Genomic DNA, 16,998 nt, shown 5'->3' with positions numbered 1-16,998 from the left:
TCTCGAGAGCCATGGCGGGGTCGGTCATACGTATACAGTCGTTAAGTCGGGGACTTCGCCGCGGGCGCGACGACGCACTTACGGGGCCGAGCGACGAGGACCGACTATGGCTGCCGAGCTCGAGGAGAAGACGAACCGCTACGGCGAACTGCTCGCGGAGGCGCTCGCGGCGGCGTCGATCGCGCCGCCGGACGGAACCCCGATGGCGGAAGCGGCCGCCGATTGCTACGAGATGGCGTCATCGTATCTCGAGGACGGGAACCACTTTCGAGAGCGAGACGATCTCGTCAACGCGCTGGCATCGTTTTCGTACGGGCACGCGTGGCTCGACGCGGGGGCCCGCGTCGGACTGTTCGACGTGCCGAGAGAGGGCCACCTCTTCACCGTCGAGTGAGCGGGCACCGCTCGTCGACCGGGGACTTGAACTCCGGCCCTGCTATCCAAGATGATTAATCACTATGTAACCGGAACATATATACCAGCAAACCCGGTTAGTTTATAAAGTAGGCGAAATCTTTATATGGCTTACGGCCTAACTCTTTGTTAGCTGAGGCGACCGGGTTTCTTCTGGTTACCCCACCCGGGAGCCCCGAGTAACTCACCCGATACACCATGACAGATACCAGCATCCGAACCTATACGAACGACCGCGAGACCGAAACCGAAGAGGAGGAAACCACGGCGGTTTCCGACGAGCAAGAGCACTGTCCGGAGTGTGGCGGCCGACTGATCTCGGACGACGAACACGCCGAGACGGTCTGTACGGACTGTGGCCTCGTCGTCGAGGAAGACGAGATCGATCGCGGCCCCGAATGGCGAGCCTTCGACGCCAGCGAGAAAGACGAGAAGTCCCGCGTCGGTGCACCGACGACGAACATGATGCACGACCAGGGGCTCTCGACGAACATCGGCTGGCAGGACAAGGACGCCTACGGCCGCGCGCTCTCGAGCCGCCAGCGCCAGAAGATGCAGCGCCTGCGCACCTGGAACGAGCGCTTCCGCACCCGTGACTCTAAGGAGCGCAACCTCAAGCAGGCACTCGGCGAGATCGACCGGATGGCGAGCGCGCTCGGCCTCCCCGAGAACGTCCGCGAGACCGCCAGCGTCATCTACCGACGCGCACTCGAGGAGGACCTGCTGCCGGGCCGGTCCATCGAAGGCGTCGCGACGTCCTCGCTGTACGCCGCAGCCCGCCAGGCCGGTACACCGCGTAGCCTCGACGAGATCTCGGCCGTCTCCCGCGTCGAGAAGATGGAACTGACCCGCACCTACCGCTACATCATTCGGGAGCTCGGCCTCGAGGTCAAGCCGGCCGACCCCGAACACTACGTGCCACGGTTCGTCAGCGACCTCGACCTCTCCGACGAGACCGAGCGGATGGCCCGCGAACTGCTCGAGTCGGCCCGTCAGGAGGGCGTCCACAGCGGCAAGTCGCCGGTCGGCCTCGCGGCCGCATCGGTGTACGCCGCCGCCTTGCTGACCAACGAGAAGGTCACCCAGAACGAGGTCAGCGAGGTCGCCAGCATCTCCGAGGTCACCATCCGGAACCGCTACAAGGAGCTGCTCGAGGCGTCTGACACGGCCGCACCCGCATAAATCCGGATTCGGCGACTGAGCCGTCGGTCGACGGCTGTTATCTGTCGCGCCGCGCTGATGCGGGTGGTGTTTCGTGGCGTGAATTTGCGACAACGTTTTTGCCCTCTCGTGTGAAAGTGTGTAGCATGGATAGAACGACTGTGCAACTGTTGTGTCCTGAATGTACGAAAGATTGGCAGGTTTCTCCGGACGAACTCCCTGCGGCAGCCAACATGTATCACTGTCCGAACTGTCACGCCTCTCATCGTACGGCCGAATTTATGCGAACGGATCGCGACCTCCAGACGCTGAAACAGCTCGGATAGGGCTCCGCAACCACCTTTTCGCTGCTCGTTGATCCGGTCGTAGGGATGGATTACCGTTCCGGTTGTCGCCTCTCAGAAAGTATATCGAAAGCTGCTATTAGACCGGTAAACAGCGCCATAACACATCTCCGTCGCGTAATCTCATCGCGTAGGCTCCGCATTCGAATCGTCTCTCTCGATGATACACCGCTCAGACAGCACGGGTCGCGTGTTAACGCAACTCAAGATAATAATATAACCCTGCAGTGGGTAGGAGAAGATGGTATGAAGAAGCAGGAGCTCATTCACCTTCACGGCCTTCTCGCGGAGGTATCCAATCAGTGTGCAGAGTGGGAGAACTGTCAGATTGATCTCGGTGAATACGAAGCGAAGGGGATTCGACCGACATCAATTCACAAATCAAAAACCGATCACAAAGCCGCCGTTTTTGCGCTCGCTGGGGGAATCACGATGAACATGCGGGAAGGTGAGCAGGAAGAAGCCGTCGCCGCAACCGCGGACTGAGATTCTCGTCGTACCCTTCGACCATCGACACTGCCGACTGGAAAGACTCGTCATATTGCTCTCGGCTCGAGGATTCCCTCTCCCGCAACCGCCGGAGCCGTGGATGGTCGGTTCGCTATTTCGAGGGGGTCGAGCGGCCGATCTGACCGTTACTCGACGAGATCTTCGAACTCGGGAAGGATTTCGTCGTCATCATCGGCGTCGTCGGTCGAATCCGTCTCCGTCGACTCGTCGCCAGAAGCGGTCGTCTCTTCGTCTTCGTCCGCCGTTTTGTCCTCGTTCGCATCGTCTTCCAGAACCTCGACCTCCATGACCTCGAGTGGAATGTTCTCGAGGAGTTGGCCGATCTCCTTTCGTGCGATCCGCGAGGCGTGTTCCTCGCGCTCGACGTTGAAGACGGTCATCTCCAGTTCAAGCGCGACGAGCGCTTCGTCGGCCGCGATGAACGCCGGTGGGAGCTCCTCTCCCGATGGAGAGGTGCGCTCGCCCATGTTGATTTCGACGTAGTTCAGATCAGGGTTCAACATCTCTCCTGTCTTCGAGATGGCGATACGGATCGCTTCGTCCTCCGTTTCAACGTCGAAGACCGGCACGGCAGCTTCGACCACAACCCTGCAATCCATACCAAGGCATTCGGTCGCCTCCAGTAAGAAGGTTCGCCCCGGGACGGGAACATCTCCGTGTGACTGCCGAACGGCCGTCCAGAACTCGATCGGTCCGAGCGTCGGTTCGAAAGGCAAAGGGTCCACGCCCCCGAAGGCTCGAGCGAATGGAGACGGGGACGATCCCAATCGACGAACTCACCGGTGGACTCGACCTGTACCGAACCCTCGAGAGCGGACAGAGCTACCTCTGGCAGCGTGAAGACGGTGAGATGTACACCGAGACGCCGGCTCCCGGGGCGTGGTACTCGACGGTCGTCGGCTCGGACGCCGTCTCCGGCAACTCGGACGCCGCGGCCGCTGGCGACGTGATCCGCGTCCGGGTCCGCGACGGCAATCTCGAGTGGGAGTCGACGACCGACGCCGAACCGGCCGTGCGCCGGTTGTTGCGCCTCGACGACGACCTCGAGGCGATCGTCGCGGCCGGCCCGGACGATTCACTGCTCCGCGAGGCCTACGAGGCCCACCGCGGGATGCGACTGGTCGCGGATCCGCCCTTCGGCTGTCTGATCTCGTTTATCTGCTCGGCCCAGATGCGCGTCGGCCGGATTCACACGATGGTCTCGACGCTGGCCCGCGAGTACGGCGACAAAATCGAGTTCGACGGCGAGACGTATCACGCGTTTCCGACGCCGAAACAGCTCGCGACCGCGACCGAAGCCGAACTCCGCGAGCTCGGACTGGGATACCGCGCTCCCTACGTCGTCCGGACCGCCGAGATGGTCGCGACCGGCGAAGCGCATCCGGCCGAGGCGCAGAACCTCGAGTACGAGGACGCGCGAGAGTATCTGACGCGGTTCGTCGGCGTCGGCGACAAGGTGGCCGACTGCGTGCTCCTCTTCGCGCTGGACTTCGACGAGGCCGTCCCGCTGGACACCTGGCTCAAGTCGGCGATCGAGGAGTACTATCCCGACTGCGATCGCGGGACCTACGCCGACACCTCTCGAGCCCTTCGCGAACGGCTCGGGGGCGAGTACGCGGGGTACTCCCAGACCTACATCTTCCATCATCTTCGGACTGGAGCGTAGGGACGTCGCCGAACGAGGCTCCCGGAACGATTTTTATGAACGGCCTGTCACTATTGCCGTATGGTGACCGGGTCAGTCGTCGGCCCCCTCGCAACGGCGGCGTTCATCGCGACGCTGGGAATCCTGATCAAGTATTTCGGGGCGGTTCGGCTGATCGCGGGCTATGATCCGGATCGCGTCGACGATGAGGAGGGGCTGACGGATTTCACCGGGACCAACGCACTCTACGTCGCGGCGCTCGTTTCGCTCGTCGCGCTGGTCGAGTACGCGGAGCCGTTCGACGGCGCCGATGTGATCTGGATCGCGTTCCTCGTCGGCGTCGGGCTCCTGACCGTCCGAATGATCCGCGGAGCTCGTCGCTTCGAAACCACGGAGTGAGGGTGAGAACGGCGTCGAGCGCCGGCCCGCCGATTACTCCTCGTAGTCCTCGCGGCCGGTCACGGCCCAGTAGGCCTGCGAAAGCAGTGTAATCGCGAAGATGACGACGAGCCCGCCAGCGACCCATATCGCTATCTGCTGACCGAGCAGATAGTACGCCAGCGCGCTCGCACCGACGACGAACAGCACCGCACCGGCGAACAACTCGAGCAGTTCCCGAACTGACGCGCGGCTACTCGAGACGGCGAGATACTCCTCCTCGAAGCGGTCGATGATTCCCATTAACAGAATTCCTCGAGCGTGGTCTGGTCTCGCTTCAGCGGCCGCGACCGATAGCCGTGCTCGGTCGCGAGGTGATCCGCGAACGCCTCGTCGAAGCCGTGATTGGTGTAGACGACCTCGGGGTCGATCGCTCGAACCGTCGCGACGAGTTCGTCGAAATCACAGTGGTCGGTGAGTGGGAAGGTGACGTCGTAGTTCCCCCGGTACAGGAAGGAGTCGTCGACGGCCCATCCCGAGAAGCCGGCTTTCACTCCCGCTTCGCGATCGACGGTCGCCTCGACCCAGTCGACCCGAGCCTGATTCGACGGGAGGATCACGATCTCGTCCGTTAGCCCCCGCAGCGAGTCGTAGCGCTCGCCCGGGAACTCGAGGTCACCATCCGTCGCCGTTTCGATGGCCCGGTTTACGTCGTGAATCGACTCGGAAACCAGGATCTCGCGGCCGTCGTCGCCGGTCGCCTCGCGGGCGATCCACTGCAGTTTCTGCGAGCGACCGAGCGAGTAGCCGAACAGGAAGCACGGTCGATCGTCGTTGTCGCGGAGCCAGTCCACAATCTCGGCCTCGAGACGCTCCTGCGGTGGGAATCGATACTTCGGGACCCCGTAGGTGGTCTCCATGACGAGCGCGTCCGCGTCGACCGCTTGCGGGTCGAACCCCTCGAGGTAGCAGCGATCTCGAGTCGAGAAGTCGCCAGTGTAACAGTAGCGTTGCGGGGCGTCGGCCGCCTCCCTGGCGTTGCCCTCGTCGCCGGCCTCGAGGTCGATGATCGCCGCGCGGGAGCCGACGACGTGGCCGGCCGGGACGAGTTCGATGCCGGGGGCGTCCTCGACGAACGCGAAGCCGGAGCCGGTTCTGGCCTCGGCGATCGCCGCGGTCTCGGCCGAGCAGACGACGGTCTCCGGCGTCGTCCGGAAGGTGTGATCGGCGTGGGCGTGGCTCACCACGTTGACCCTCCCGACGGCGCTGCGGGCGTCGGCGACGACGCGCGGCTCGCCGTCCTCGCTCTCGAAGTGGATGCCGTCTCGATGCCGTACGGTCACTGGACTGGCTAGGGGCTCGAGGACCGTCCCGTTGTCGCTTCGTCGCTTGGCTCCCTCGACGGTCATCTCTCGGTTACCTCAGTAGCGAATCTCGAACCCGTCCTCCCCCTGCGGGTCCTCATAGTCGGCCTCGACGCGCTCAACGTCGGCCGCGGGACTGCCCTCGTGGCACCACTCGATCATCGACTCGACCGCATCCTCGGGCCCCTCGAAGACCGCCTCGACGCGACCGTCCTCGAGGTTCCGCACCCAGCCGTCGACACCCTCGTCGCGGGCCGTATCGCGTGTATTCGCGCGGTAGTAGACTCCCTGTACCTTCCCCGAGACGAAGACGTGTGCGCGGGTTCGGTCTGCCATGTGCGAGCCATCGGTCCCGACCGCCAAAAATCCGGGTCCGCTCGAGTCGCGGGCGGTGGGACCGACGGAGCAGGTCTGGCATCGGTCGGTCAGACGACGGCGACCGTCGGTGAACCGATCAGAATTCGGTGCCGCGGCGTGCCCGCTGCCCGTCGTCGATCGGGTGTTTCACCTTCCGGACGTTCGTGATTAGGTCAGCACGGTCCGCCAGATACGACGGCTCGGTATGGCTCCCCGATAACACGAGCTCGAGGCCGTCCGGCTTCGCGTCGATGAGCTCGTGAACGTCCGACTCGGAGAGCAACCCGCGATCCGCGGCATAGAGGATTTCGTCGAGGATCAGCATGTGGACGCCCGCTTCCGGCTCCGCATCGAGATCGATCGGCTCGTCGAGGTCGGTCTCTCCCGCCGCCTCGAGTAGCTCGTGGGCGCGCTCGAGTCCGGCCTGTGCTTCGGCCTCGTGATCCGCCTCGTCGCTGCCGTCCGCCATCCCGTGCCAGCCGTAGTGGCCGAGGTTCTCGTAGCTCAGCCCGGGGAGCATGGCCATCGCGTTGTACTCGCCGCGCACCGCGTCGACGCTTGAGGCCCCGCCCTTCATGAACTGGAGCATGTGGACGCGGTAGCCGTGGCCCGCGGCGCGCACTCCCATGCCCAGCGTCGCGGTCGTCTTCCCCTTGCCGTCGCCCCACCAGACCTGGACGAGGCCGAACTCCTCGGGTGCGGCCGGCTCGATCCGCTCGGCTTCCGGCGTTCGTCCCTGCCCCGGCGTGTTCTCGATCGCTGAGTCCGATTTCCGGTCGTCGCTCATACCCGATCGGTCGACCCGAGCGTACATGTAGTTAGTCAACCCGAGTCGTCACAGCGTACCAACACACCTAACCAAACGTGTCTTTAGGCCTCACTTCTAACGTGGGTTCAGCCAATGTCTCTCGAGTTCTCATCGTCCGATGACACTCCCGCCTTCGAGTGCGTGATCGCCGCGCTCGACGACGATTCCTGCCGGGAGATCATCAGGGTACTCGAGGAGCCGATGACAGTCCACGATATTGCCGAGGCGACTGACCATCCGCTCTCGACGACGTATCGTAAACTCGACTTGCTGACCGATGCCGGGCTGGTCGAAGAGACCGCCGGCGTGCGTCACGGCAGTCACCGGACGGCACGCTACGTCGCCAATCTCGATCGGATCTCGATCGGACTCGACGACGACAACGAGCTGTGTGCCGACATCGATCGATCGAGTGGGCTGGGCATCTGGTCCAACACGCAACGAGAGTCCTGAACGCGTCGCCTCGCGCTCTCTACTTGCCGGACTCGGCCTCTTCGAGACCGACTACCCGTCCGCGAGAGCGATCACTCTCGTCTGACGAGGTCCGCATCCGTCGGCCCCTGCCCGTCGAACTGCCGGACGAACTCGTCGAGCCGTGATGGATCCGATGCGCCCGGGAGCCGGCGCTCCGCGGTCTCGCAGTCGGCGTCGACGCCGAGCCGATTACAGACGAGATCGGCGGTCGCCTCGGCCATCCGGCGGTACGTCGTCAGCTTCCCGCCGACGATGCTACAGCAGTTTTCGACGCCCTCGTCGGCGTGCTCGAGCAGGTGGAACCCCCTCGAAATGCCCCGGCCGCCGCGGGCGGCTTCGTCGGGTTCGTACAGCGGGCGGACGCCCCACCAGGTCCGAACGCGCTCGCTATCGGCGACCGACGGGAGCATCGCCGCGCACTCTTCGATCGTCCGCTCGATCTCCCAGTCGGCCTGCTCGTAGTCGTCCGGATCGTCGACCTGAACGCTCGTCGTCCCGAGCACGGCCTCGCCGTCGTGCGGGACGACGATGTCACCGTCGTCGGGCTCGCGGCAGCGGTTCAGCACTGGCTCGAGACCGTCGTACGCGATCGAGACAATGACGCCCCGGGTCGGTCGCATCGCGACGGACACGCCTGCCATATCGGCGATCTGTCCGGCATACGGCCCGGTCGCGTTCACGACGTAGCTCGGTCGGATCGTCTCGTCGGCGTCACCACCCAGTGTGACGGCCGTGACCTGCCCGTTTTCGACGGTCATCGACGTGACCGGCGCGTGCGTGCGGACTCGAGCGCCGTGCTCGCGAGCGTCGGCCGCGTTCGCGGCGACCAGCCGGGAGGGAGCGACGACCGCGTCGGGGACCCACATCGCCCGTTCGACGTCGGCGGCGAGCCCCGGGACTGCCTCGCGAGCGCTCTCCCCGTCGACCACCTCGGTCGGGATCCCTACGTCCTCGCAGGCCGCACGCTTCGCCTCGAAGTAGGCCGGGTCGTCGTCTGCCAGTTGGACGAACAGCCCTCGCGTCTCTCGAACGCACTCGCCGGCGATATCCCGGAGAATGCGGTTCTCCTCGAGACACGATCGAGCCTCCGGGCCGTCGGCCTCAGCGTAGCGAGCGCCGCTGTGGAGCAGGCCGTGTGACCGCCCCGACGTGCCCGACGACAGTCCACCTCGTTCGGCGAGTGTGACGTCGACGCCCCGCAGCGTCAGGTCTCTGGCGATCCCCGTTCCGGTCGCGCCGCCGCCGATGACGAGAACGTCCGTTCGATTGTTCATATTCGCACAACGCGTCCCGAACGGACGTACCTTTCACTGTTCGACGGAGGACGGGCTCGGTCGAGACGGGCCAGACGCGGACAAAGAAGGGAACTTCGAGTCGACATCGGGTTCGACACACGGCGACTCGAGAATCGACAACGTCGGCGCTACGGGCTGTAGTCGGGCGACTGGGCTTCGATCGTATCGGCGACGTTCTCGAGTTCTTCACCGATCGTCGCGACCAGATCGTCCAGCGTCGCAATGCCCGCCAGCTCGCCGTCGTCGTCGACGACCGGGAAGCGGCGAACGTTGTTATCGCGGATCGCCTCCGAAATCGTGACCGGATCGTCGTCCTCGTGGACCGTCACTGGTTTTTCGGTCATCACGTCGTCGACCGACACCGACCCGACGTCGTCGTACTCGTGGATCGCGAGCGCCGCATCGCGGTCGGTGATCATCCCGATGGGTTCGTCGTTTTCGGTGACGACGATCGCACCGACGTTTTCGTCGTCCAATGTCTCCGTGATCTCCTCGAGTTCGCTGTCTGGACTTGTTGTGACGACATCTTGGGGACCGAGTTTTCCGACGGACATAGTTCAGTTTGAACGACTCCCCGATTGCTATTCAAACGGGTCCTTTCATACGAAACCGATGGCCGAAGACTCGAAACCGAGGCGTCAAACCCGCAACTGATGGTGTCAGATCTCCCTCGAAATTAGACGGAGAACGGATTCCCTCACCGGTGCCCAGCATCGGTGTTTCTCCGTTATGGCTTCCTCGTCTATTCGCGTGGACTCTATTGGCGCGTTCGCGATGATCCGTCGCCGATCGTCCGAGTCGGCGACGTGCCAGGGGACTCGCCTTGACATTCTCCCCCGCCCTGAACAGGCGTCGAGAATGATGAGCTCTGCAGTCCTTACTGGCCAGTGGCGGGCGCCACCTTCTCTTCGAACCGTTCCCGGACCTTCTCGACTTTCGGGGCCGCGTGCATCGTACAGTAGGCGTCGTTGGGATTCTTTTCGAAGTAATCCTGATGTTTCTCCTCGGCGCGATAGAACGTCTCGAGGGGCTCAAGTTCGGTCACCACGTCGTCGTCGTATTCCTCGTCGAGCGCCTCGATGTAGGCTTCTGCCTGTCTCCGCTGATCCTCGTCGTGAGACAGCACGATAGAGCGATACTGCGTTCCGACGTCGGGTCCCTGTCTGTTCAGCTGCGTCGGATCGTGGGTCGCGAAGAACACCTCGAGCAGTTCGTCGTAGCCGATCGCGTCGGGATCGTACTCGACCTGAACGACCTCCGCGTGCCCGGTGTTCCCTGAGCAGACCTCGCGATAGGACGGGTCTTCGACGTGCCCGCCGGCGTAGCCGGATGTGACCGACTCCACGCCCTCGAGTTCCTTCATCGCCGCCTCGGTACACCAGAAGCAACCGCCGCCGAACGTGGCTCGTTCCATAGCCGTCCGTAGGGTGCGACCGAGGAAAGATGTGACGGGTACCACACCGACTGGCCAGTGACGGCGCCCCGCTCGCCGGGTGAATCGCGTGCGAAAAGATTTGTCGGTGGCTCCTGAACGCCGGTGTATGTCATGGGACACAGTCCGACTCGAGTGGGACGGAGACGTTGCGACACTGACCGTCGACCGCCCCGACGCGCTCAACGCGTTGAACGTCGAGACACTCGAAGCGATGGGCGAGGCGCTCGAGGAAGCCGCGGACGAGGGCGCGCGCGTTCTCGTCCTGACGGGTGCCGGCGACGCGTTCATCGCCGGCGCGGACATCAAATACATGCGGGAGCTCTCCGCCGAAGCGGCGCAGGACTGGGGCGAACTCGGCCACGACGTGGCCGACGCGCTCAAGGCGTTCCCCGCGCCGACGGTCGCCGCGGTCAACGGCTACGCGTTCGGCGGCGGCTGCGAGATGGCGCTGGCCTGTGACCTGCGGGTCGCGGCCGAATCGGCGCTGATCGGCAACACCGAAATCGATCTGGGCATCATTCCCGGCTGGGGGGCCACCCAGCGGCTGCCGCGGCTGGTCGGCGACGAGACCGCTCGGCGGATGATCTTCCTCGGCGAACGGCTCGACGCCGCCTCCGCTGCGGAAGCGGGTCTGTTCGGCGAGGTCGTCCCGGACGACGACCTCACAGATGTCGTCGGCGAGCTAGCCGACCGGCTCGCCGCACAGCCGGCGTTCGCGATGCAGACCGCCAAACAGGCTATTAATCAGGGACTCGAGGGCTCCCAGGAGAGCGGACTCGCCTACGAGAAACGCGCCTTCGCGAGCCTCTTCGGGACGCACGATCAGCGCGAGGGAATGGCGGCGTTCGTCGAGGATCGCGACCCAGAGTTCGAGTAACTCGAGTCTCTCTCTAACGTTCGTCGACTCGCCAGGTCAGCAACACGCCGTCGTCGATCCGGTCGACGTCCGCGAGCTCGAGCGTCGGAAAGTCGGCGACGAAGCCCTCGCCGTCGGCGAGCGTCGGGGCGTCGCGACCGCCGATGATTTTCGAGCCGACGAACAGCCGCAGCTCGTCGACCAGTCCGGCCTCGAACAGCGAGAAGATGAGTTCGCCGCCGCCTTCGACCATGATCCGCTCGAGGCCCTGTTCCTGCAGCGTCGCGAACGCCCGCAGGAGGTCGACACGCTCGTCGCCCGCCGTAACCAACTCGGCGTGGTCGGCGAGGGCCATGCGGCGATCGACGGGTGCTTCCTCGCTCAGACAGAGGTAGGTCGTCGCCGCGTCGTCGAGGATCGCCGCGTCAGTCGGGGTTCGACCGCTCGAGTCCACGACGACCCGCGCGGGGTTGGCCGGGCGGCCGTCCTCGCAGCGCTGGCTACGCAGGGCTTCGTCTTTGACGGTCAGGTGGGGATCGTCCGCGAGGACGGTTCCGACGCCGACGACGACGGCGTCGCTCGCCGCCCGGAGTCGATCGACGCGTTCGAAGTCCGCCTCGCCGCTGATCGCGATCTGTTCGCGCCGGCGCGAGGACAGCTTGCCGTCCGCGCTCGCGGCGGCGTTGACGACGACGTGCATACTCCTGCTGTGGAGTCGGCGGTAAAGAAGTCTCGTGTCTCGTCCGACTTTTGAATCGCGACGAGCCGCCGACGGAGTCTACACGCTGGCTATACTGTTCTATATACTGTTCAATACAAAACATATAAACGACTTATCCGGTACCGCCGGAGGATTCGGACGTACAACACGTGACGACCGGGACCTCTGCGTTCGACGACACGGTATCGTTCGACCACCGGCATATCGTCCTCGAGGATCGGGACGACGTTTACGTCATCGGTGACGTCCACGGCTGTCTCGACGCGCTCGAGGCGTTGCTGGAGACGCTCGAACTCGGCGGCAACGATCTGGCCGTGTTCGTCGGTGATCTGGTTCGAAAGGGACCGGAGAGCAAGGCCGTACTCGATCGCATCAGGGAGTCGCCACGACTGCTCTCGGTCAGGGGAAATAACGAGCGAAAGCTGCTCGAGGGCGAGGCCTCGCTTCCGGGTCTCGACGCGGCCGACTCCCGGTATCTGCAGTCGCTTCCGACGGCGATCTCGTGGGACGGCGGCGTCGTCGTTCACGGCGGCGTCGATCCGAGTCGGCCGCTATCGACCCACTCCGCCGGCGACGTGTTGACGATGCGGTCGCCGGACGGCGATGGCTACGAGGGCCCCTTCTGGTTCGAGACGTACGAGGGACCGCCGCGGGTCTTTTTCGGACACACCGTACTCGACGCGCCGATCGAGCGCGAGTGGGCGGTCGGCCTCGATACAGGATGTGTCTACGGGGGGAAGCTCACGGCCTACGACGTCCGACGCGATCGGTTTCATAGCGTCACTGGAGCCGATCACGTGGAGCGATCGTCCGAGAAGTTCGTCACGCTCGACGGCAGTTGAGGGGGAATTCGGAATGAACGACGGAGACAGTACCGAGAACGACGAGGAGGGTTCGGAACCGGACGAACGACCGGCCGAACCGTCGACCGAGGAGGCAGCGTTCGCCTTTCGGTCGATATTGGACGACGAACCGTACGAGGATGCTGACTCGGGGGCGATCGATCGACCCACGGCCGAGAGTGGCGCCGACTCGAGTCCGACCGGGCGAACCGTGCGGTGGTGTGGTTCCGACTCGACAGCGTCGGAGGCGGCCGCTGGAACCGATGATGCCGATATCGACTCGACCGCCGACACCGAAACGGCCGCGCACCCCGATCCAGCCGAGGACGCTGGCCGTACCAACGGGTCCGCCGAGACCGCTGCGGCGACGGCACCCGAGGAGGTCGACCGATCGACCATCGAGTCCGAGGACCCGGAGATTGCCCCCTCCAGCGTCGATCTCACGGAGCCCTCGTACTACCTGAACCGCGAACTCAGCGAGCTCGCCTTCCAGCGCCGCGTCCTCCACGAGGTGGGAGACGGAGACAATCCGCTGTTAGAGCGCGTGAAGTTCCTCGCGATCGTCACGACGAACATGGACGAGTTCTTCCGCAAGCGCGTCGGCGGCCTGAAACAGCAGATCGCGGCCGGTATCACCGAGGAGACGCCGGACGGTCGCACGCCCCGCGAGCAGTGGGCGGAAGTTCTCGAGGAAGCCCGACCGCTGCTCGAGCGCCAGGCCGAGTGGTACCGCGAGGAGATCCGGCCCGCGCTGGCGGACGCGGGAATTCGCATCGTCGAATACGACGACCTCGCCGCCGTCGAGCGCCGGAAGCTGCGCGAGTACTTCGAGAGTTCCGTCCTGCCGACCCTGACCCCGCTGACGTTCGATCCGGCCCACTCGTTCCCGTTCATTTCGAATCAGAGCCTCTCGCTGGCGGTCCTGACACGAGAGCGGCCCGGCGTCGATCTCACCTTCTCGCGGGTGAAGATCCCGCGCAACCAGCTCCGATTCGTCCAGCTCGGCGACGACGCGCGGTACGTCCGCCTCGAGGACATCGTTCGGGCGAACCTCGATCTGCTCTTCCCGGACGTCGAGGTGGTCGACACCGCGTTGTTCCGCGTGACGCGCAACGCGGAAGTCCGGCGCAACGAGGAGGTCGCCGAGGACCTGATCGAGATGATCGAAGAGGTAATCGAAGAACGCCGCTTTGCCACCGCCGTCCGGCTCGAGATCGAGCGCGACGCGCCCGACGAGATCCGCGAAATACTCGCGCGCGAACTCGACCTCGACGATCGGGAGGTGTTTGCTCTCGACGGCCCCCTCGAGTATCGTGATTTCGCGGACCTGACCGATCTCGACCGACCGGAACTGAAACTTCCCGAGTGGTCGCCACAGCCCCATCCGCAACTGGGGCGGTGTGAGGACGGGACGTCCGTGTTCGACGCGATCGGCGACCGCGACGTGCTCGTCCACCATCCCTACCACTCCTTCGAGGGGACCGTCCAGCGGTTCCTCGAGGCCGCGGCTAACGACCCCGACGTACTCGCGATCAAAGCGGCGATCTACCGGACCGCCAGCGACTCGCAGGTGATCGAGAGCCTCCTTGAGGCCGCCCGAAACGGCAAACAGGTCGCCGTCATGGTCGAACTGAAGGCCCGCTTCGACGAGGAAAACAACCTCGAGTGGGCGAAGAAACTCGAAGAGGAGGGGATCCACGTCGCCTACGGGACGATCGGGTACAAGACCCACACCAAGACGTCACTGGTCGTCCGCGAGGAGGACGACGGGGTGCGGCTCTACTCCCACATCGGGACCGGTAACTACCACTCCGAGACCGCGAAGCGCTACGAGGATCTGGGGCTGCTCACGGCCGATCGGGACATCGGTCAGGATCTCGTTAGACTGTTCAACTACTTCACGGGCCACTCGATGCACCGGGACTACCGGAAACTGCTCATTGCACCGGGAAACATGCGCGATCGCTTCGTCGAACTCGTTCGGGCCGAAGCCGAGCGCGCCCGCAACGGCGACGACGCCCGCATCATCGCCAAGATGAATCGCCTCGAGGATCCGGCGATCGTTCGCGAACTCTACGAGGCGTCGATGGCCGGCGTCGATATCGATCTCGTCGTCCGCGATATCTGTCGACTTCGCCCCGGACTCGCGGGGATCAGCGAGACGATCGACGTCTACAGCGTCGTCGGCCGCTTCCTCGAGCACTCGAGGATCTTCTATTTCCGTGCCGGCGGCGAGGACCGATACTACATCGGCTCGGCCGACTGGATGACCCGCAATCTCGACAGCCGGGTTGAGGCGATCACGCCGATCGAAGACTCGGGGCTTCAGGGGCGACTCGAGACGATCCTCGAGACGTTGCTCGCGGACGATCGGAATCGGTGGGTGATGCGTTCGGACGGGAGCTATGACCGGTGTCGGCCCGCCGCGGACGGATCGACGACGGACGTCCACGAGACGTTCATACGCTCCGCGCTGAACGACGCGCGAAACGATCCCCGGACGTAGCGCTACGGCGCTCCGAACCCGGGCGCAGTCGACCCTGTTCGCGCTCGCCTCTCGGATCGTTCCGATCATCAACTGTGCAATGGCGGGTCGTCATCTGAGCCGACTCCACGAGATCATCGACCGTCAGTGACCGCTATTTGCTGGCGATCAGTATCGGTAGCTGACAGGTAGCATTGGTAGCGAATAGTCAGTACCGAAGCGGGCAATCTACGTAGCTATTCACCGACTCGTTGTCGGGACGGATCTCGTCCCGACCTATTTTCGCCCTCGTACGGAGCGCCTAGAACCGGTATAGAACGCACAATATCACAATTAGCAGCGGCTTTGTACGCGTCGGCAGTCGATTCGAATACACGGTTACCCGAACCCATGACTGGATTCACCAGCGGTTACGACGACCCATCCTCTCGGCAGCGACTCGCGACGGCCGCGCAGTACGAGACCGACGCACCCGCGCTCGAGTCGATCGTCGTCCGGTACGAGGACCGGCCCGATCGATGTACGATCGCACCGCGCGAGTGCTCCGAGATCGACCAGTTGACCACCTGGTTGTCGGCGGACGTCGGGGCGTTCGTTGAGCTCGCCGATATGCAATAGCAGCGAATCGTCTCCGGTCTGACCCGATGGGAACCGAGTGTCGCTTGCTCGACCCCAGTCTATATAGACCTATGCTTGTGAACGATTATCGCTGGAGTGGTACACCCCGATAAGGACCGGAAATAGGGGAAGGATGGCTATAGATGCCCGAATAGTGGAGATGGCTATTTCTCTATAGACTAGTAGATTTATATTGTTGCAGTAGAATGCGCCTCGTATGGAGACGCGAAAAGTCCAGGTGACTGGCGGGTCAACGTTTACCGTATCGCTGCCGAAAACGTGGGCGACAACCAACGACGTGAGCAGCGGGACGACGGTCGAATTCTACCCCGAAGGCGACGAACTCCTTCTGACTCCAGAACGGGAAACGCGCCGGCAGGAGGGGACGCTGGACGTCTCCGGGCTCGCGGACGAACAGCTCATGCGGGCAGTGATGACGATGTACGTCAGCGGCTTCGACGTCATCTCACTGGAGGCGGGCCGTATCACGACCGATCAGCGCAGCGCGATCCGCGACGCGACCCAGCGTCTCGTCGGCGTCGAAGTCCTCGAGGAGACGAACGACAGCGTGGTCATCCAGGATCTGCTCGATTCGTCGGAACTGTCGATCATCAACGCCGTCACGCGGATGCGCCTGATCGCCCAATCGATGCTCGAGGACGCGGTGACCGCACTGATCGAGAACGACGACGACATCGCTCGCGACGTGATCGATCGCGACGACGACGTCGACCGGCTCTGGCTCGTCGTCTCGCGGATCTTCCGCGCGACGCTACGATCACCGCGCGCCGTCGAGGAACTGGGCGTTTCGCGCGAGGCCTGCTTCGACTTCCACTCGAGCGCCCGCCAGCTCGAGCGAATCGCCGACCACGCCGTCAAGATCAGTGACATCGCACTCAAGCTCAACGAGCTTCCCGCTGACGTCGCCGACGCGCTCCACGGACTCCACGCCGAAGCCGCGAGCGTCTTCGAGCAGTCGATGGACGCGCTGTTCGCCGAGGACGCCGACGAGGCGAATCGGCTGGGACACGACGCGCTCGCGGCCGTCCTCGAGATCGACGAGCACACTCGCCAGATCGACGACAAACTCCGAGATCTCGAGCCCGCACGGGCCCAGTCGCTCGGACTGATCGTCGACTCGCTGTCCAGAAGTGCCGACTACGGCGGTAACATCGCCGAGACGGCGTTACAGAAGGCTGCGCCGCGGCCCTGAGCCGCCGTCGAGCACACGGTTCCGCGCTCGTTTTCGTCGTATCAGTACCCAAGGGGTTCCGTGGCGGCTTTAACCCGT

Annotated in this window: 21 protein-coding genes; 12 read left to right on the top strand and 9 right to left on the bottom strand. The window is 64.0% G+C overall.

Features of this window, described 5'->3' with window-relative positions:
- Window positions 1-106 precede the first annotated feature (106 nt).
- From HYG81_RS23280 to HYG81_RS23265, 4 genes are all read left to right on the top strand, one after another.
- Window positions 107-394 (top strand): DUF357 domain-containing protein, encoded by a 288-nt coding sequence (locus tag HYG81_RS23280; RefSeq protein WP_180842058.1) that lies wholly within the window; start codon window positions 107-109, stop codon window positions 392-394.
- Between the two features lie 218 nt (window positions 395-612).
- Window positions 613-1,596, top strand: a complete 984-nt coding sequence (locus HYG81_RS23275; protein WP_180842057.1) for a transcription initiation factor IIB — start codon at window positions 613-615, stop codon at window positions 1,594-1,596.
- 125 nt (window positions 1,597-1,721) lie between these two features.
- Window positions 1,722-1,901 (top strand): DUF7836 family putative zinc-binding protein, encoded by a 180-nt coding sequence (locus HYG81_RS23270; RefSeq protein ID WP_226376027.1) that lies wholly within the window; start codon window positions 1,722-1,724, stop codon window positions 1,899-1,901.
- Window positions 1,902-2,165: 264 nt separating this feature from the next.
- Window positions 2,166-2,405 (top strand): UPF0058 family protein, encoded by a 240-nt coding sequence (locus tag HYG81_RS23265; protein ID WP_180842056.1) that lies wholly within the window; start codon window positions 2,166-2,168, stop codon window positions 2,403-2,405.
- A gap of 149 nt (window positions 2,406-2,554) precedes the next feature.
- On the opposite strand, the gene HYG81_RS23260 is transcribed toward HYG81_RS23265, so the two are convergent.
- The gene (locus HYG81_RS23260; RefSeq protein ID WP_180842055.1) at window positions 2,555-3,028 is read right to left on the bottom strand and encodes a DUF555 domain-containing protein; all 474 of its coding nucleotides are present in this window, start codon (window positions 3,026-3,028) and stop codon (window positions 2,555-2,557) included.
- Window positions 3,029-3,174: 146 nt separating this feature from the next.
- On the opposite strand from HYG81_RS23260, the gene HYG81_RS23255 reads away from it, so the two are divergent.
- Both HYG81_RS23255 and HYG81_RS23250 read left to right on the top strand, forming a co-directional pair.
- A complete protein-coding gene (locus tag HYG81_RS23255; RefSeq protein ID WP_180842054.1) occupies window positions 3,175-4,095 on the top strand; it encodes a DNA-3-methyladenine glycosylase family protein in 921 nt (306 codons plus the stop codon).
- A 60-nt stretch (window positions 4,096-4,155) separates the two neighbouring features.
- Window positions 4,156-4,473, top strand: coding sequence for a DUF3784 domain-containing protein (locus HYG81_RS23250; RefSeq protein WP_180842053.1), 318 nt, complete (start codon window positions 4,156-4,158; stop codon window positions 4,471-4,473).
- 33 nt (window positions 4,474-4,506) lie between these two features.
- Here HYG81_RS23250 and HYG81_RS23245 read toward each other — a convergent pair whose 3' ends face one another.
- The 4 genes from HYG81_RS23245 to HYG81_RS23230 all read right to left on the bottom strand — a co-directional run bounded on the left by HYG81_RS23245 (window position 4,507) and on the right by HYG81_RS23230 (window position 6,960).
- Entirely contained in the window at window positions 4,507-4,755 is a 249-nt protein-coding gene (locus HYG81_RS23245; RefSeq protein WP_180842052.1) for a hypothetical protein, read from the bottom strand.
- The gene (locus HYG81_RS23240; protein WP_226376026.1) at window positions 4,755-5,861 is read right to left on the bottom strand and encodes an MBL fold metallo-hydrolase; all 1,107 of its coding nucleotides are present in this window, start codon (window positions 5,859-5,861) and stop codon (window positions 4,755-4,757) included. Before HYG81_RS23240 ends, HYG81_RS23245 begins: the two co-directional genes overlap by 1 nt.
- Window positions 5,862-5,873: 12 nt before the next feature.
- Window positions 5,874-6,152: an acylphosphatase gene (locus tag HYG81_RS23235; protein WP_180842051.1), complete on the bottom strand. Its 279-nt coding sequence runs from the start codon at window positions 6,150-6,152 to the stop codon at window positions 5,874-5,876.
- Window positions 6,153-6,270: 118 nt separating this feature from the next.
- The gene (locus HYG81_RS23230; protein WP_180842050.1) at window positions 6,271-6,960 is read right to left on the bottom strand and encodes a cob(I)yrinic acid a,c-diamide adenosyltransferase; all 690 of its coding nucleotides are present in this window, start codon (window positions 6,958-6,960) and stop codon (window positions 6,271-6,273) included.
- A 114-nt stretch (window positions 6,961-7,074) separates the two neighbouring features.
- Here HYG81_RS23230 and HYG81_RS23225 point away from each other — a divergent pair, with 114 nt between their 5' ends.
- Window positions 7,075-7,434, top strand: coding sequence for a winged helix-turn-helix domain-containing protein (locus HYG81_RS23225; protein ID WP_180842049.1), 360 nt, complete (start codon window positions 7,075-7,077; stop codon window positions 7,432-7,434).
- Window positions 7,435-7,505: 71 nt separating this feature from the next.
- On the opposite strand, the gene HYG81_RS23220 is transcribed toward HYG81_RS23225, so the two are convergent.
- The 3 genes from HYG81_RS23220 to msrA form a co-directional block, all read right to left on the bottom strand.
- Window positions 7,506-8,729 carry an FAD-dependent oxidoreductase gene (locus HYG81_RS23220; RefSeq protein ID WP_180842048.1) on the bottom strand — a complete coding sequence of 408 codons (1,224 nt, stop codon included), beginning with the start codon at window positions 8,727-8,729 and terminating at the stop codon, window positions 7,506-7,508.
- 149 nt (window positions 8,730-8,878) lie between these two features.
- On the bottom strand, window positions 8,879-9,304 hold the full coding sequence (locus tag HYG81_RS23215; RefSeq protein ID WP_180842047.1) for a CBS domain-containing protein: 426 nt from the start codon (window positions 9,302-9,304) through the stop codon (window positions 8,879-8,881).
- 323 nt (window positions 9,305-9,627) lie between these two features.
- Window positions 9,628-10,164, bottom strand: coding sequence for a peptide-methionine (S)-S-oxide reductase MsrA (msrA, locus tag HYG81_RS23210; protein ID WP_180842046.1), 537 nt, complete (start codon window positions 10,162-10,164; stop codon window positions 9,628-9,630).
- Between the two features lie 127 nt (window positions 10,165-10,291).
- Here msrA and HYG81_RS23205 point away from each other — a divergent pair, with 127 nt between their 5' ends.
- Window positions 10,292-11,062: an enoyl-CoA hydratase/isomerase family protein gene (locus tag HYG81_RS23205; protein WP_180842045.1), complete on the top strand. Its 771-nt coding sequence runs from the start codon at window positions 10,292-10,294 to the stop codon at window positions 11,060-11,062.
- 13 nt (window positions 11,063-11,075) lie between these two features.
- Here HYG81_RS23205 and HYG81_RS23200 read toward each other — a convergent pair whose 3' ends face one another.
- On the bottom strand, window positions 11,076-11,741 hold the full coding sequence (locus HYG81_RS23200) for a 2,5-diamino-6-(ribosylamino)-4(3H)-pyrimidinone 5'-phosphate reductase (protein WP_180842044.1): 666 nt from the start codon (window positions 11,739-11,741) through the stop codon (window positions 11,076-11,078).
- Between the two features lie 170 nt (window positions 11,742-11,911).
- On the opposite strand from HYG81_RS23200, the gene HYG81_RS23195 reads away from it, so the two are divergent.
- The 4 genes from HYG81_RS23195 (at window position 11,912) to HYG81_RS23180 (ending at window position 16,920) form a co-directional block, all read left to right on the top strand.
- Window positions 11,912-12,604: a metallophosphoesterase gene (locus HYG81_RS23195; protein WP_180842043.1), complete on the top strand. Its 693-nt coding sequence runs from the start codon at window positions 11,912-11,914 to the stop codon at window positions 12,602-12,604.
- 13 nt (window positions 12,605-12,617) lie between these two features.
- Complete coding sequence (ppk1, locus tag HYG81_RS23190) at window positions 12,618-15,110, top strand: polyphosphate kinase 1 (protein WP_180842042.1); 2,493 nt, start codon at window positions 12,618-12,620, stop codon at window positions 15,108-15,110.
- A gap of 369 nt (window positions 15,111-15,479) precedes the next feature.
- Window positions 15,480-15,707 (top strand): DUF7511 domain-containing protein, encoded by a 228-nt coding sequence (locus tag HYG81_RS23185; RefSeq protein WP_180842041.1) that lies wholly within the window; start codon window positions 15,480-15,482, stop codon window positions 15,705-15,707.
- Window positions 15,708-15,924: 217 nt separating this feature from the next.
- Window positions 15,925-16,920: a phosphate uptake regulator PhoU gene (locus tag HYG81_RS23180; protein ID WP_180842040.1), complete on the top strand. Its 996-nt coding sequence runs from the start codon at window positions 15,925-15,927 to the stop codon at window positions 16,918-16,920.
- Window positions 16,921-16,998 lie beyond the last annotated feature (78 nt).

The sequence above is a fragment of the Natrinema zhouii genome (assembly GCF_013456555.2).
Taxonomy (GTDB): domain Archaea; phylum Halobacteriota; class Halobacteria; order Halobacteriales; family Natrialbaceae; genus Natrinema; species Natrinema zhouii.
The sequence above is the reverse complement of the archived record's forward strand: the minus strand, read 5'-3'. Positions and strand labels throughout refer to the sequence as shown.